Here is a 14,358-nt window from a genome sequence, read left to right on the forward strand (position 1 = left end):
AGTGTTGGAAAGGCGCCTCGTGCAAAGCGCCCTTTCTTCGCACAAGGCTCGCGCAGGTCAGGGGGAAACCAATAATGAAAAACCCTTATGCTCTTGGCTTCTGGTGCGCCATCGTGGCATTAGTGCTGCTATCGGCCACCTATTTCTACGGCGTCATGCTGGCCCACCAGATCGACCAGGCTCTGGTGTTCCTCGACAGTGCCGTCGCATTGATAGCCGTGATGTCCGTTGCGGTGGTGGCCTGGGCGTCGGTCCAGAATCAGCGCATCAAAAAAAGACAACTCGAACAAGGCAAGACCCTGGTCCTGATCTGGGATACCAAGGTGGCGTTGCGTCGTGTCGAAACGGTGTTCGACCGCTATTTCTGGGGCAGTTACTGGCAGCCGGGGCGCACGTTTCAGGAGGTCATGGGCGAATTGACCGGCACGCCGCTGGAGAAAAGCCTCGAAAACCTGAAAAAACAATGCCTTGCGCTCGACCGGCAAGTGGCTGACGACGGTCGGCACTGGCTCAGCAATGCCCGGGAGCTGGCCGATGTCGCCACGGCCATGGCCCGCGAACGTTATCAACTGGACGTCTGCGACCCCCGCGCGGAAGTGACGGGCGGAGCGGTGATCAACCGCGACTTCGAAGTGCTGGTGTACACCTGGACGGCGCGGCTTAAAAGCTTTGATCATCAACTGGACGAGATCGAAGTCCAGTATTCCTGATTTTGTGTTGGCTGTTATGCCGCCTTCGCGAGCAAGCCCGCTCCCACATTGGAATGCATTCCCCTGTGGGAGCGGGCTTGCCCGCGAAGGCGATTGAATGCACAGCGAAAATTTCGAACCCTGCGCGCCCCCAAGACACTCCTTCACCTTTAATCATTGGGCCGTTCGTCGCGCCCGGTGCTAATCTGCATTCCACTTTCAGCACAGTCGAGCCGCAACCCGTCATGGGTTCAGGGAAGACGACCACACTTTCAACAACGGACATTGAACGGGCCATACATGAACAAATCAGCAGGCGTGCTACTGGGAATTGTTGTCGCAATCGGTGCCATCAGCGCAGGCGGAGCCTGGTTCACCGGCACCAAGCTTGAAGGTGTGTTGAACGCCTCGATTGCCGATGCCAACAAGGAGCTGCAAGCGGCCATGGTCGGTTCCAACGGCACCGCGTCGCTGGAACTGGTGTCGCTGGAGCGTCATGTATTCAGCAGCACCGCGCACTATCGCCTCAAGGGCGAAGGTGAAATGTTCGGCGAAGCACCGGTCGAGTTGCTGTTTGTCGATCACATCGAACACGGCCCGTTGCCGTTCTCGCGGCTGATGTCGCTGAAGTGGCTGCCGGTCCTGGCGACCAGTCACTATGAACTGGAAAAGACCCCGTTCACCGAGAAGTGGTTTGCCGCCGCCAAGGACAAATCCCCACTGACCGGCGTGGTCAACATCGGCTATGACAACGCCACCAATGGCACCTTCGAGTTGCTGCCGCTGGAAATGGCGCTGGATGACAAGTCGAGCATGAAATTCTCCGGCCTGAGCATGGACGTCGACGCCAGCGCCAAGGCGCAGAAGGTCAAGGCCAACGGCTACATGGACAGCCTGAAAGTGACCACCGTTTCCGAAGACCAGGCACCGGTGCAGGTTGAGTTGAACGGCCTGACCCTGGCCAGCAACCTGACCAAAAGTACCTACGGTTTCTATGTCGGCGAGAACGTCCTCGAACTGGCCAGCGGCAAATCGACTTTTGGCGTCAAGCAGTCGGTGCTGGACTTCAAGAAATTCGAGATGAAAAACCTGACGGAAGAAAAGGGCAGCAACGCTTCCGGGCGTGCCGATTACAAAGTTGGCGAAGTGTCCCTGAATGGCAAGATCATCGGTTCCGGTGCGCTGACCATGAGCGTGAAGAACCTCGACATTCCGGCCACGATGTCGTTGATGCAGGTCTATCAGAGCAAGCTGCAGCCGTATGAGCGTGCGGCGGCCGAAGCGGCGGCAGCGGGCCTGCCGGCACCGGAGCTGAAACTGACCGAAGCCGAGGAAGCACTGCTCAAGTCCAGCCTGGAAAAGCTGCTGGCGGCCGGTCCGCAGGTAGCCCTGGAAAACCTGTCGTTCAACACAGCCAACGGTGAGAGCCGCGCCAACATGGTGCTCGACCTGACCAAGCCACAAACCATCGACCTGCCGACCGATCAACTGGTCAGGCAGTTGATCGCGTTGCTGGACTTCAAACTGAAAGTGTCCAAACCCATGCTGGTCGATGTACTCACCGTGCAGTCGCAAATCGACGGTCAGACCGACGCCAAGCTGATTGCCGATCAGGCCACCGCCACTGCGGACATGTTCAGCAGCATGGCGGTCGGCAGCCAACTGGCAAAACTGGACGGCAACAACATCGTTACCAACTTGCGTTACGCCAACAATCAGGTGGACTTCAACGGCCAGAAAATGACCGTCGAAGAGTTTGCCGGTTTTGTCATGAGCAAGTTTGCGGAAACCGGCGCCACCGAATAACGGCGGCCGTTTACCCGGAAACGCCCGGCCTCTGCATCGCGCAGGTGTCGGGCGTTTTGCTGTCCGGCATCGCTAGGGAACATCACGGATCAGGCGCCATGCCTCTTCCCAGGGCAAGGGTTGTTTCATCCGCTCGGCAAGCATCGCCATGGCCCGGTCCATCTCGCAGGCTAGCGCCGCCGACACCACGCCATTTTTTCCGAACAGGCCGATGAACGGCGGATCGTAAGGGTCGCCCTTGAACTCGACTTCGTCCCAAGCCTCGGCGTGCCCGAGGTAGTCGTAGGTCTTGCCGAAATGCCAGGTCCAGAAAAACGGCACGTCGAGGTAATGCTCGTCCCCGCCCAGCATATTGGCCGCTGCGATCCGCGCCTGCTGTTGGGCCAGTCGCCAGTGTTCGATGCGCACGTATTGGTTGTTCAGCGGGAAGGTGGCGATATCGCCAGCCGCCCAGAGGCCGTCGGCCACGCGCATTGCGCCGTCGACACGCAGCGACTGATCCTGTTCTTTCGCCAGCCCGGTGAAGGCGGCGGTGGCCGGCGTGACGCCAATGCCGACCAGCACCAGATCGGCCGCCAGGCGTTGGCCGTTGTCCAGGCGTACGGCTTCGACCTTGTCCGTTCCTTCGATCTGCGCCGCATTGCCCTGGGTATGAAACATCACGCCATGGGCTTCATGCCGCGCGCGAATGGCCTTGCCGACCGTTTCGCCGAACTGTTTGGCAAAAGGCACTGCGTGGCGGGCCAGCACAGTCACGTCCAGGCCAAGCTGGCGCAGGGACGAGGCGGACTCCATGGCAATGAAACTGTCGCCGATGATCACCACCCGTTGGCCGGCGCTGGCGCTGTGCAGAATCTGCTGCGCATGGGCTCTGGAGCGTAAAACGAACACCTGCGGCAAGTCGGCGCCGGGCAGCGTCAACAGCTTGGGTATGCCGCCGGTGGCCAGCAGCGCGGCGTCGTAGGTCAGTGATTGGCCGTCAGTCAGCCGCAGTGTGCGGTTTGATGCGTCCAGGCTGGCCACTTCGCCCTGCAGGCGCTCGATCCGCTGCTCGCGGTAAAACGCCTCGTCGCGCAGCGGCGGGACTTCCTGCGGCGGCATTTCCCCGGCGATCACGTATTTGCTCAGCGCAGTGCGGTCGTATCCGGCCTCGGCTTCGCGGTCGATCAACAGCACCCGGCCACCGAAACCTTTCTCGCGCAACGCCGCCGCTGCCGCGGTACCTGCCGCGCCAGCACCGATAATGATGAAGGTTCGTGGATCGTCGGCCGGTGGCGTGTGGGCGTCCGATAATGGCTGGTCGCCGACCCAGATGTCGCCGTCACGGACTTCGAGGGGATAGCGCTTGAGACTGTCCAGGGCTGGCGGCTCACACAGGCCGCCATCCTCGATCCGAAACTGCGCCTTGTGCCACGGACAGGTCAGGCGACCGTTGCATACCGCACCGTCAACCAGCGGGGCGCCGGCATGCGGGCATTCTGCCTGATAAGCGCGAAGTTGCTCACCGGCCCGCAACAGTAGAATCTTGCTGCCCTGGACTTGCACTTCCAGACCCCGGTCTTCGGGCACATTGGTGACACGCGCAACGCGATGCAGAGTCATGATTGCTCTCCAGACAGACGTTTACTTATGAGTCTGGTGCCTATCGCGAGGTTCAGCCAATTCCCCGCTGCCACGGCGTGAACGGTCCGGCTATAGTTTGCACGCCGACGACGGCCCAACACGCACAAGGTGCTCCGGTATGACCCGATTGACCTCAATCAACGCTTGGCTCGCAGGCGCCGCTGTCGCCCTTTGCGTGCAGTTCCCGGCGCAGGCCCAGGAGCGCTTCACCCTGAACATTCCCGGAGTTTCCGATGACCGTCTGTTCACATCGGCCGCTGCAAGCGATTCCGCGGGCTGTGGCGGACACAATATTTCCCCGGCATTGAACTGGAACACCGGCCCGGCCGCCACCCAAAGCTACGCCATCGTCATGCACGACCCGGACGGCCAGAAAGGCCAGGGTCTCGATCAGTGGGTGCATTACGGCATCAAGGCCGGCACCCACCAGATCCCGGCCGGTGCCGGGAGCAAACCCGGCCTCGAGGGCGTTGGCGGTACCAACAGCCAGAACACCACCGGCTACATCGGCCCTTGCCCGCCCGTTGGAGACAGCGCGCACCACTACATCATCCAGATCTACGCCCTGGACCTGGCCCCGGACGCCTTGCCCGCCGGCCTGACCCGTGCGCAGCTGCTGGAAAAAATCAAAGGCCACGTCCTGAGAAACAGCAGCGTGGTACGGCGCTATCACCGCTAAAGGCGGATTTACAGAAAACTGAAGTGCGCAGCATGGCGGGGATTTGGCATCCACCCCCGAAAGCGCGCACTATCAGGCTATAGCCGATGCGTTGGAGGATGCCGTGGCAAAAAAAATCGACCGCATCGCCCAAATGCTCAACTGCCCGCAAAAGGGTGAAGAACTACGGCGAGCGATTACCGAGAGTCGCAAGGATTTTCTGCTGAACCAGCCGGAAGAAGATGTTGTTGAAGACGACGACCTTGAAGAGGAGTTCTTCGAGGACGACGAGGACGATGAGGAGTACGACGAGTTCGACTGGACCACAGAATGAAAAAAACCGCTTCGGCGGTTTTTTTGTGCCGTAAAAACGGCCCGGGCCTTGGGAGCTGAGGCGTTCGCGTGTCTAAACAGTTTGCCCGTGCGGGCCGAGCTGCCGACAACGTCCGCCACCTGACTGTAGGCAAAACTATTTAATTAAATGTACATCGCACGAATCATTTGGATATCCTTGGTCGAGAAGTGGCCAAGTGACATCACGGAGCGATAGAGTGTTCAGGGTTTTGGATGAAGGTTTTGAAAGACTCCGTAAGTGGCCACTGGCTCGTGTAGGGCTTTACTTGATCCTTGGATACTGGGGCTTGTTCTGTGATCCGTTTGGCCTGAGCTCCGCCGCTGACAAGGCTCTGTCGGATCAACTCGGGAGATTCCGGGCGTTCAGTTTTCCTGTCGAGCCCGCACCGGTAACGGTCGTCGCTATTGATTACCCCAGCATCGCCGGTTTGCACAATGATGGAAAGGGTTGGCTGGAGGCCAATGACTGGCCCCTGACCTACGCCGATCATGGTCGCATTTTGCGTGATCTCGCCCTGTCCAAGAGCGGCGAACCGGCTCCGGCGGCCATCTTCTACGACATCTTCTTTGAGCGCCCTCGCACTACGAGTGGCGACTTGCAGCAGCTCGGTCGTGTCCTGGAGCGTTTGGACGAAAACCCGGTGGCATCGAAGATTCATCTGGCCGGGGGAGGGAGTTTTGTGCCGATGTCTCCACAGGCCCGCCAGCAGTTGCGGTCCGCCTCGCTGGCAGTCTCTGCGTGGGATGGGATAGGCGATCTCTATCCGCTGAAGGCGTCTCTGGGCACAGCGAGCGCCGCTGAGCCTGTGGCGACGGCGGCTGGCGCGCTCTACCAGGATTTGTGCAAGGCCCGCGGCGAAGATTGTCGCTGGGCCGAGGCGGCAAGCCTGCCAGAACTTTCCATACAGTGGACTATGACCTCTCGGGACGATTGCAGTGCCGAGCAAGCGAGTGCGTGGAGTGATTTGATTTCGATTTCTTTGCGTCTCGCTGGTTTCTCGACGGCAGCCGAAAACCCGACAGCCGCGTGCATGCCGGTCCATCAGGTTCGACTGTCGCAGTTGTACGGCGAACACCCGGTAAGTCTCAGGCCACCCCGACTCAAGCCCGGTGAACCCTTCGTGGTGTTGGTGGGGAATGTTATGCCCAGCCTGAACGACTATGTAGAGTCGCCATTGTATGGCCAAGTGGCTGGCGTATACCTGCACGCCAATGCATTGGCAAACCTGGACGAAAGGGGAGCGCACTACATACATCAGAGTGATTCCAGAATTGCCAACTTTCTATTCCTGTTGGTGATGATTCTGATGTGTATGCAGCTGCAGGGCACCCTTGGTTGGCGCGTCCAGACACGGAAATCCAGCGCCGCCGAGAAAGATTCAATTGGCTCAAAGGTCGGCAGGACATTGGGGTTTGCCGCACTCAACACATCGGTGGTCGCGGTCGGCTACTACCTGTTTTACCGGGCGAACATGGCTCCCGAAGGTTGGTTGGCACTGGCGGCTTTCGTGCCATTCCTTTGGGAGATCGTCTTGGCCGGTGAGCAGAATTACTCTAAGGATGGACCTGATGAAAAAGCACTTCCCAATCCAGCTGTTGCTGCTTGCTAGTCTGAATATCTTATCGGCTTCGGCAGATACGTTGCAGATCCAGGCAATTCCCCATCCCGAGCTCATCGAAGTTGAAGCCGCCAAGGGTGGCGAGTATCGATTGGTATCGGAGCTGGGCAAACTGATTTACCCACTGTCGGCCAAGTCAGTGGAAGGCAACCGCCTGGAGTTTCGCCAGGGCACCGCTGCCTGGAAAGTTTCGCGTGCCGATGTGCAGTTGGTGAACGAAAAACTGGTGGTCGATGCCTGTAGCACCATACCTGCGACTCTGGCTGGCGATGCGAAATCTGCAAGCGTCAAGGGAGCGGGCGAAGGATGCAAATGATGAGACGGAGTGTCTGTCTGTTCGCATTTGTACTGGCGGCACTGTCCGGTTGCGCTGTCGACCCGAAGTACAGCGCGTTCAAGCCGTTGGAGGGCGCCGATCGCAAAGTCAACATTGATGATGTGCGGCTGTTGCGGCAGATGGATCGCACGCCAGTGCTGGACCCTGCGCTGATCGAATATGTACAGCGTATCCGCCAGCGCCTTGAAGGTGCTTGGGCAGTGCCGTGCGACTGCGTGGTGGTCGTGGACTCGTTCAGCGGGTACGAGGCCTATTCTCTCTCTGCTACAACCATCGTGGTGTCGGCCGGGCTGATAGCCCAGGCCAATTCCGAAGATGAGGTTGCAGCGGTCATCGCCCACGAGCTCGGGCATGTCTATCAAGGTGATACCACCAAGGGCGGCCTGCAACAGACTGCATTGGATATGACCAAACTGGGCGCCTGGGCCGCTGGAGCCGGTGGTTATAGCCTGCTCTTCGGCGAGACTGTCGATGACATGACCAAGGGTCTTGTCTATCGGCACTGGAACCAAGAGCAGGAAATAGCGGCAGACCATTTTTCCGCGCAGTTGCTGGTGAAAGCCGGGTATTCGCTCGATGGTCTTAAAATGGCTGTACGCCGTCTCGGCAAATACAGTGAAGGTGCGCTGGTGGCGCGTGCCCCGCAAACAACCAGTTGCGTGACGGGTAAGGGCGGCAATTACCAGATCAATCTGAAGGGCTGCCGCAAGGAACTGAGTCATGTGGACGAGAGTATCTATCAATCGTCCGAACAGCGGCTGGAACCGATCGTGAAACTCACCGCCAGCCTGCCGCCAGAGCAGCGCCGTCGCCGGCCGTCGGGGCCGCTGCCGGATTTCCCTTCGACGGACTATCTGTTCCGACTGAACGATCTGGTCTCCAGCAATCGCGAACAGCTCAAGGCGAATCTGGCTCGCATCGAAGCGCAGCCCTTGCCGGCAACCCTGCAGGGCAACGTCGCAGTCACCAACAAACTGGCGATGGCTTACTCCATCGCTGGCGACTCGACGCGGGCGGCATCCTATTTGCGTACCAGCCTGCAGGGTACCGGGCGTACGGCCTGGACATTCAACATGCTGTTCAAGGAAGTCGACCGTAGCGGTGACCAGAAGCAGGTCATGAAGGCCATTGAAGACTCGCATCTGGAGGTGGGCTACATGGCACAACTATTACCTGTGGAGTACTACCTGACCAAGCGTCATGGACTTCAAGTATACGAATTGATTGCTTATGGCCGCTGCGTTTCCAACGTGGTCGATGATGTGGCTACCTACAACGCCTGCGCTAAATTCGAGAAACAGGCAAAGCAGTATGGCGGTGCGAACTGGTGATACCAGTTGTTCCAAGGCTGCGCGCGAATATCCGGAGGGATGGAAGAGCGCTGTTACATAATGTCGGGCGGGAAGCTGAGTCACTGCTACTTTTTTCAGCTTTCGGGGCACTCTAGTCATTTTGCCAGCACTATGCCCGCCAAGCCTTGCGACCAGCGCTGATGTGTACTGACTTCGGGAAACGCCCGGCTTTCATTTCTTGCCTTAAGGCTGTACGTAAAAGTGAAATGATTTGTCCATCTCTGATGTACGTGCGAATCGATCAGGTGTTTTCAGTGTAATTCTGGCAGTTTTGGAGGCCCCGAGAATTCGGGGCGCATTTCAAGGGTGGGTCGCCACTATTCTGCAGCTTGTCGCTGGCGAACCTGTGTCGGTCGCGTCAGCACTTTAACCACATCATCGATCACAGCCTTACTCATCGCAGTCAGATAGTGGGCGGCCCACGCATGGCGGTCGGTGTCTTTTGCGTAGGCCGCATCCTCGGCGAACGATTTGGCCAGGAACAGCAGGTTGGACGCCTGTGCCAGTGCTTTGCTAATAGGCACGCCACCACTGACATGGAACAGCGGTTCGTCCGGGCAATACATGCAGGGAGTCAAACCGATGGTTTTTGCTTCTGGTTGTTCAGTCATTTGCCACCTCCAGTGACGGAGATGCATTGAGGGCGCGACTTGTAATCGCGTTGAGGGAAAGCGGAATTTCGTACGGATTTGTATTGCGCATGGTCTAGCTCCTTGACGTGGAACTGCCACTTTTCGTTACCAAGCGAATGGGTGGCAGCTGTGCGCAGGTTGGTAAACCGGGAGTCAAGGAATCCGGCACGTCCGAAAACGTCCCACGCACAGCCGCCATAACTCAAAATTACGGGCGAAAAAAAACGCCTGCAATTCGAATGGGGGCGCTGTTGCGCTTAACTCTCGGGTTACCAAGCCCGGTCACTGAATTGGCAGCGACGGCGGAAGGGTATCGTGCAGGCTTATCTCCTGCAACCTTGGCAGTTGGGGGGATTGTCTGGATTTCCCCCTTCTACCGCTCGCCGAGTGCTGGAGTAGTCAACTTTAAGTTGACTACTGACCCTTCAGCCCGCATGCCATCGGCTACGCCATGGAACTCATGCCGATGTTTTGCCAATGGCCTGCTACCTCTCACCCGGCTCCAATGGAGTCAGTTTGATTTCATAAAAACAACACCCACAAAAAAGCCCCAGACCCATAAGGCCTGAGGCTTTCTCGTTACAACGTATGGTGCACCAGGCGGGATTCGAACCCACGACCCCTGCCTTCGGAGGGCAGTACTCTATCCAGCTGAGCTACTGGTGCAGCGGGCGCCATGATACTCATATGCACTGCGGGCGTCCATGCTGCTGAATCGCCTGCGTTTTTTTAAAGCTGTAACGGGCGTTTGCTACGTTGATCAGAAAATACGGGCAAATGCGTCGTTTTCGTTCTTTTTTTCGAACAGCCTATTGTCCTTTACCCCCTTTGATCCTAGGATTCGTTTGAGATTTCAAACGCTCTTGTCTGGGTGCTGAACCGCACGAGTTCAATCAGTGCGCTATTTATGTGCTTCAGCCCGGTGAATGATTTCCCTGACGGCAGCCTATCGAGGCGCCTTTCTACAATCATAATTTGCTCCGCGCGTGCGCGGTGCTGTTAAGGAAAGCCGACATGCAGCTTAAAGACACCCAGTTGTTCCGCCAGCAAGCCTTCATCGATGGCGCGTGGGTTGATGCGGACAATGGTCAGACGATCAAGGTCAACAACCCGGCAACGGGCGAAATTCTGGGCACCGTGCCGAAAATGGGCGCTGCCGAAACCCGCCGTGCGATCGAAGCCGCTGACAAAGCGCTGCCGGCCTGGCGTGCACTGACCGCCAAAGAACGTGCGACCAAGCTGCGTCGCTGGTACGAGCTGATCATCGAGAACCAGGACGACCTGGCTCGCCTGATGACCCTGGAGCAAGGCAAGCCATTGGCCGAAGCCAAGGGTGAAATCGTTTACGCCGCTTCCTTCATCGAGTGGTTCGCCGAAGAAGCCAAGCGCATCTACGGTGACGTGATTCCGGGCCACCAGCCAGACAAGCGCCTGATCGTGATCAAGCAGCCAATCGGCGTGACCGCTGCAATCACCCCGTGGAACTTCCCGGCCGCGATGATCACCCGTAAAGCCGGCCCGGCCCTGGCCGCCGGTTGCACCATGGTGCTCAAGCCTGCTTCGCAAACTCCGTTCTCTGCATTCGCCCTGGCCGAACTGGCCCAGCGTGCCGGTATCCCTGCAGGCGTGTTCAGCGTGGTTTCCGGCAGCGCCGGCGACATCGGCAGCGAACTGACCAGCAACCCGATCGTGCGCAAGCTGTCCTTCACCGGTTCGACCGAAATCGGTCGTCAACTGATGTCGGAATGCGCCAAGGACATCAAGAAAGTGTCCCTGGAACTGGGCGGCAACGCGCCGTTCATCGTGTTCGACGACGCGGACCTGGATAAGGCCGTCGAAGGCGCGATCATCTCCAAGTACCGCAACAACGGTCAGACCTGCGTCTGCGCCAACCGCCTGTACATTCAGGATTCGGTCTACGACGCGTTCGCCGAGAAGCTGAAAGTGGCTGTGGCCAAGCTCAAGATCGGTAACGGTCTGGAAGCAGGCACCACCACTGGCCCGCTGATCGACGAAAAAGCCGTGGCCAAGGTGCAAGAGCACATTGCTGACGCCGTTTCCAAAGGCGCCACCGTGCTGTCCGGCGGCAAGTCGATGGAAGGTAACTTCTTCGAGCCGACCATCCTGACCAACGTGCCGAACAACGCTGCCGTGGCCAAGGAAGAAACCTTCGGTCCATTGGCCCCACTGTTCCGCTTCAAAGACGAAGCCGACGTGATCGCGATGTCCAACGACACCGAGTTCGGTCTGGCCTCGTACTTCTATGCTCGCGACCTGGGCCGTGTGTTCCGTGTGGCTGAAGCCCTGGAATACGGCATGGTCGGCGTCAACACCGGGTTGATCTCCAACGAAGTCGCGCCGTTCGGTGGCATCAAGGCCTCGGGCCTGGGCCGTGAAGGCTCCAAGTACGGCATCGAAGATTACCTGGAAATCAAATACCTCTGCCTGGGCATCTAACCCGGAAGAGCATTGCTTCAAGCGCAAAGGGCACGAGAGCGCTGTCCCTTTGCGCCGCTTCAAACCGGAATATTCTCGGTGGCCGGGAACGCCGTGGCAGTCGATCATCGCATGCTGCCGCCGCTGTTCCCCGCTGCTTAATCCTTGAACCACGCCGACCGATGAGCGGCGAATGAGGAATGTAATGAGCAAGACTAACGCTTCTTTGATGGCCCGCCGTACCAACGCAGTTCCACGTGGTGTTGGCCAGATTCACCCGATCTTCGCCGAGTCCGCGAAGAACGCGACCGTGACCGACGTTGAAGGTCGTGAGTTCATCGACTTCGCCGGCGGTATCGCCGTGCTGAACACCGGCCACGTGCACCCGAAAATCATCGCGGCCGTGACCGAGCAACTGAACAAGCTGACCCACACTTGCTTCCAGGTACTGGCCTACGAGCCGTACGTAGAAGTGTGCGAAAAAATCAACGCCAAGGTGCCAGGTGATTTCGCCAAGAAAACCCTGCTGGTGACCACCGGTTCCGAAGCCGTGGAAAACTCGATCAAGATCGCCCGTGCCGCTACTGGCCGTGCCGGTGTGATCGCGTTCACCGGCGCTTACCACGGTCGCACCATGATGACCCTGGGCCTGACCGGTAAAGTCGTGCCTTACTCGGCTGGCATGGGCCTGATGCCAGGCGGCATCTTCCGCGCGCTGTACCCGAACGAACTGCACGGTGTGAGCATCGACGACTCGATCGCTTCCATCGAACGCATCTTCAAGAACGACGCCGAGCCGAAAGACATCGCTGCGATCATCATCGAGCCGGTTCAGGGCGAAGGTGGTTTCTACGTCGCTCCGAAAGAATTCATGAAGCGTCTGCGTGCCCTGTGCGACCAGCACGGCATCCTGCTGATCGCTGACGAAGTACAGACTGGCGCTGGCCGTACCGGTACTTTCTTCGCCATGGAACAGATGGGCGTTGCTGCCGACCTGACCACCTTCGCCAAATCCATCGCTGGCGGCTTCCCGCTGGCCGGTGTGTGCGGCAAGGCCGAATACATGGACGCCATCGCTCCAGGCGGCCTGGGCGGCACCTACGCCGGTAGCCCGATTGCTTGCGCCGCGGCTCTGGCCGTGATGGAAGTGTTCGAAGAAGAGCACCTGCTGGATCGTTGCAAGGCCGTTGGCGAGCGTCTGGTAACTGGCCTGAAGGCCATCCAGGCCAAGTACCCGGTGATCGGCGAAGTCCGTGCCCTGGGTGCGATGATCGCTGTCGAGCTGTTCGAAAACGGCGACAGCCACAAGCCAAACGCCGCCGCTGTGGCATCGGTTGTGGCCAAGGCTCGCGACAAGGGCCTGATCCTGCTGTCCTGCGGCACCTACGGCAACGTTCTGCGCGTCCTGGTACCGCTGACCTCGCCGGACGAGCAACTGGACAAAGGCCTGGCGATCATCGAAGAGTGCTTCGCCGAGCTCTGATCACCCAGTGTGACCTGATCCACAAAAAACCCGCTTCGGCGGGTTTTTTCATGCCCCTGAAAACACATCCCGCGCATTAACGCTGTATCGAATGGCCAGCATTGGCTAAGGTTCCTGCATTGCCAGGGAGAGCTGTATGACAACTGTCATTTTACCCGCGGTTCCGAGAGTACTGATTGCCGAGGCCGACCCCTGGTCCCGGGATCTGCTCAAGGAAGTGTTGTTGAACGTACGCTGCGATGCACGGCTGGATTTGTGCGCCGATGGCCAGCAAGCGCTGGAGCTATTGGCTGCCAATTCCTATGACCTGGTCATCGCCGATTGGGAGTTGCCGGGTGTCGATGGCCTGAATGTCCTGCGTAACATCCGCCAGCGCAAACGCAACCCGCCGCTGCCCTTCATCCTCATGAGCAGTCGCAACGACAGTGCCAGCGTGCGCGAGGCCTTGCCGCTGGCGCCGGCCGCGTACCTGACCAAGCCCCTGAACATGGAAAGCCTGACCCATCGGTTGCAGGGGTTGCTGCTGCACGCGGGGGAAGAAGTCTCGTGCGAAGTGCCGGCGCTGGCGCCGGGCATGACGTTGTCGGTGTTTCTGGAGCGTCGACGGGAATTGGCCGACGGTGCGCCGCTGATGACCGACGTGCAAGTGGCGGTCAAACGCAGCCTCAATCCCAATGGCCTCGACCTGACGGTGCTGGAGGACGAAATCCGCACCGATCCGCAGGTTACGGCTGTGCTGATTGCCGCCGCCAACAGCGCGGCCCAGCACCGCGGCGCGGGTGTGCAAACCCTGTCCCAGGCGCTGCATCGCCTGGGTACCGGGCAGAGCATGAACCTGATTCTCGGATTGACGCTCAAGCGCAGTGCCCGGCTCAGCGATCCGCAATTGGCCGACTATGCCGAGCGTTACTGGGAGCTGTCACTGCACACTGCCGAGTATGCGCGCACCCTGGCGCGCTTGCTTGATCTGGATCAGGAGCGCTGCTATTGCGCCGGCATGTTGCACCGTCTCGGCGATCTGGCGTTGCTGCGCTGTCTACAGGAATGGAAACAGGCTGGCGGCGAACTGGACGAGCTGGAAGAAGTGGGTGAAGCGCTTGTTGAATATGGCGCGGCCTATGGCTCGGCCCTGCGTACACGCTGGCGCCTGCCGCTGGAGTTACGGGAGCTGATTGCCGCGGCCTACCAGCTCGGTGGCGGGGTTTACTCCCGCGAAGCGCTGGTGATGAACATGGCGGCGCAGATGGCGCGCCTGACCGAGCATGAGGGCATTGAGGAGCTGGCCAAGAGCCGGACGGCGCGGTTGCTCAAGATCGGCTTGCCGGAATTGATGCGCCTTCGCAAGAAGTAGGTTTCACTCAATTCCTTG

General features: G+C 59.1%; 12 protein-coding genes and 1 tRNA gene. 10 read left to right on the forward strand and 3 right to left on the reverse strand.

Annotated elements, in window-relative coordinates; translation table 11 throughout:
* The first annotated feature begins 74 nt into the window (after positions 1-74).
* Together BSF40_RS06245 and BSF40_RS06255 are read left to right on the forward strand one after the other, a co-directional pair.
* Positions 75-710, forward strand: a complete 636-nt coding sequence (locus BSF40_RS06245) for an NADH:ubiquinone oxidoreductase subunit N (protein ID WP_095964462.1) — start codon at positions 75-77, stop codon at positions 708-710.
* A gap of 279 nt (positions 711-989) precedes the next feature.
* Entirely contained in the window at positions 990-2,495 is a 1,506-nt protein-coding gene (locus BSF40_RS06255; RefSeq protein ID WP_095964464.1) for a YdgA family protein, read from the forward strand.
* 72 nt (positions 2,496-2,567) lie between these two features.
* Here BSF40_RS06255 and BSF40_RS06260 read toward each other — a convergent pair whose 3' ends face one another.
* Positions 2,568-4,097: an apoptosis inducing factor family protein gene (locus tag BSF40_RS06260; RefSeq protein WP_095964465.1), complete on the reverse strand. Its 1,530-nt coding sequence runs from the start codon at positions 4,095-4,097 to the stop codon at positions 2,568-2,570.
* A 139-nt stretch (positions 4,098-4,236) separates the two neighbouring features.
* Here BSF40_RS06260 and BSF40_RS06265 point away from each other — a divergent pair, with 139 nt between their 5' ends.
* From BSF40_RS06265 to BSF40_RS06285, 5 genes are all read left to right on the forward strand, one after another.
* A complete protein-coding gene (locus BSF40_RS06265; RefSeq protein ID WP_095964466.1) occupies positions 4,237-4,797 on the forward strand; it encodes a YbhB/YbcL family Raf kinase inhibitor-like protein in 561 nt (186 codons plus the stop codon).
* Positions 4,798-4,840: 43 nt separating this feature from the next.
* Positions 4,841-5,110: a hypothetical protein gene (locus tag BSF40_RS06270; RefSeq protein WP_219735711.1), complete on the forward strand. Its 270-nt coding sequence runs from the start codon at positions 4,841-4,843 to the stop codon at positions 5,108-5,110.
* 217 nt (positions 5,111-5,327) lie between these two features.
* Positions 5,328-6,740 carry a CHASE2 domain-containing protein gene (locus BSF40_RS06275; protein WP_095964467.1) on the forward strand — a complete coding sequence of 471 codons (1,413 nt, stop codon included), beginning with the start codon at positions 5,328-5,330 and terminating at the stop codon, positions 6,738-6,740.
* Positions 6,700-7,065, forward strand: coding sequence for a hypothetical protein (locus BSF40_RS06280; RefSeq protein WP_095964468.1), 366 nt, complete (start codon positions 6,700-6,702; stop codon positions 7,063-7,065). The genes BSF40_RS06275 and BSF40_RS06280 overlap by 41 nt, the downstream gene beginning before the upstream one ends.
* Positions 7,056-8,417 (forward strand): M48 family metalloprotease, encoded by a 1,362-nt coding sequence (locus BSF40_RS06285; RefSeq protein ID WP_256585803.1) that lies wholly within the window; start codon positions 7,056-7,058, stop codon positions 8,415-8,417. The genes BSF40_RS06280 and BSF40_RS06285 overlap by 10 nt, the downstream gene beginning before the upstream one ends.
* A gap of 338 nt (positions 8,418-8,755) precedes the next feature.
* On the opposite strand, the gene BSF40_RS06290 is transcribed toward BSF40_RS06285, so the two are convergent.
* Both BSF40_RS06290 and BSF40_RS06295 read right to left on the reverse strand, forming a co-directional pair.
* Entirely contained in the window at positions 8,756-9,049 is a 294-nt protein-coding gene (locus tag BSF40_RS06290; protein ID WP_095964470.1) for a DUF3077 domain-containing protein, read from the reverse strand.
* A 610-nt stretch (positions 9,050-9,659) separates the two neighbouring features.
* Positions 9,660-9,736, reverse strand: a tRNA-Arg gene (locus BSF40_RS06295).
* 348 nt (positions 9,737-10,084) lie between these two features.
* On the opposite strand from BSF40_RS06295, the gene gabD reads away from it, so the two are divergent.
* The 3 genes from gabD to BSF40_RS06310 all read left to right on the forward strand — a co-directional run bounded on the left by gabD (position 10,085) and on the right by BSF40_RS06310 (position 14,340).
* Positions 10,085-11,527 (forward strand): NADP-dependent succinate-semialdehyde dehydrogenase, encoded by a 1,443-nt coding sequence (gene gabD, locus BSF40_RS06300; RefSeq protein WP_095964471.1) that lies wholly within the window; start codon positions 10,085-10,087, stop codon positions 11,525-11,527.
* Between the two features lie 184 nt (positions 11,528-11,711).
* Positions 11,712-12,989: a 4-aminobutyrate--2-oxoglutarate transaminase gene (gene gabT, locus BSF40_RS06305; RefSeq protein WP_007975624.1), complete on the forward strand. Its 1,278-nt coding sequence runs from the start codon at positions 11,712-11,714 to the stop codon at positions 12,987-12,989.
* Positions 12,990-13,125: 136 nt separating this feature from the next.
* Positions 13,126-14,340: a response regulator gene (locus tag BSF40_RS06310; RefSeq protein WP_095964472.1), complete on the forward strand. Its 1,215-nt coding sequence runs from the start codon at positions 13,126-13,128 to the stop codon at positions 14,338-14,340.
* Positions 14,341-14,358 lie beyond the last annotated feature (18 nt).

The organism is Pseudomonas sp. ACN5 (assembly GCF_002303975.1).
Taxonomy (GTDB): domain Bacteria; phylum Pseudomonadota; class Gammaproteobacteria; order Pseudomonadales; family Pseudomonadaceae; genus Aquipseudomonas; species Aquipseudomonas laurylsulfatiphila.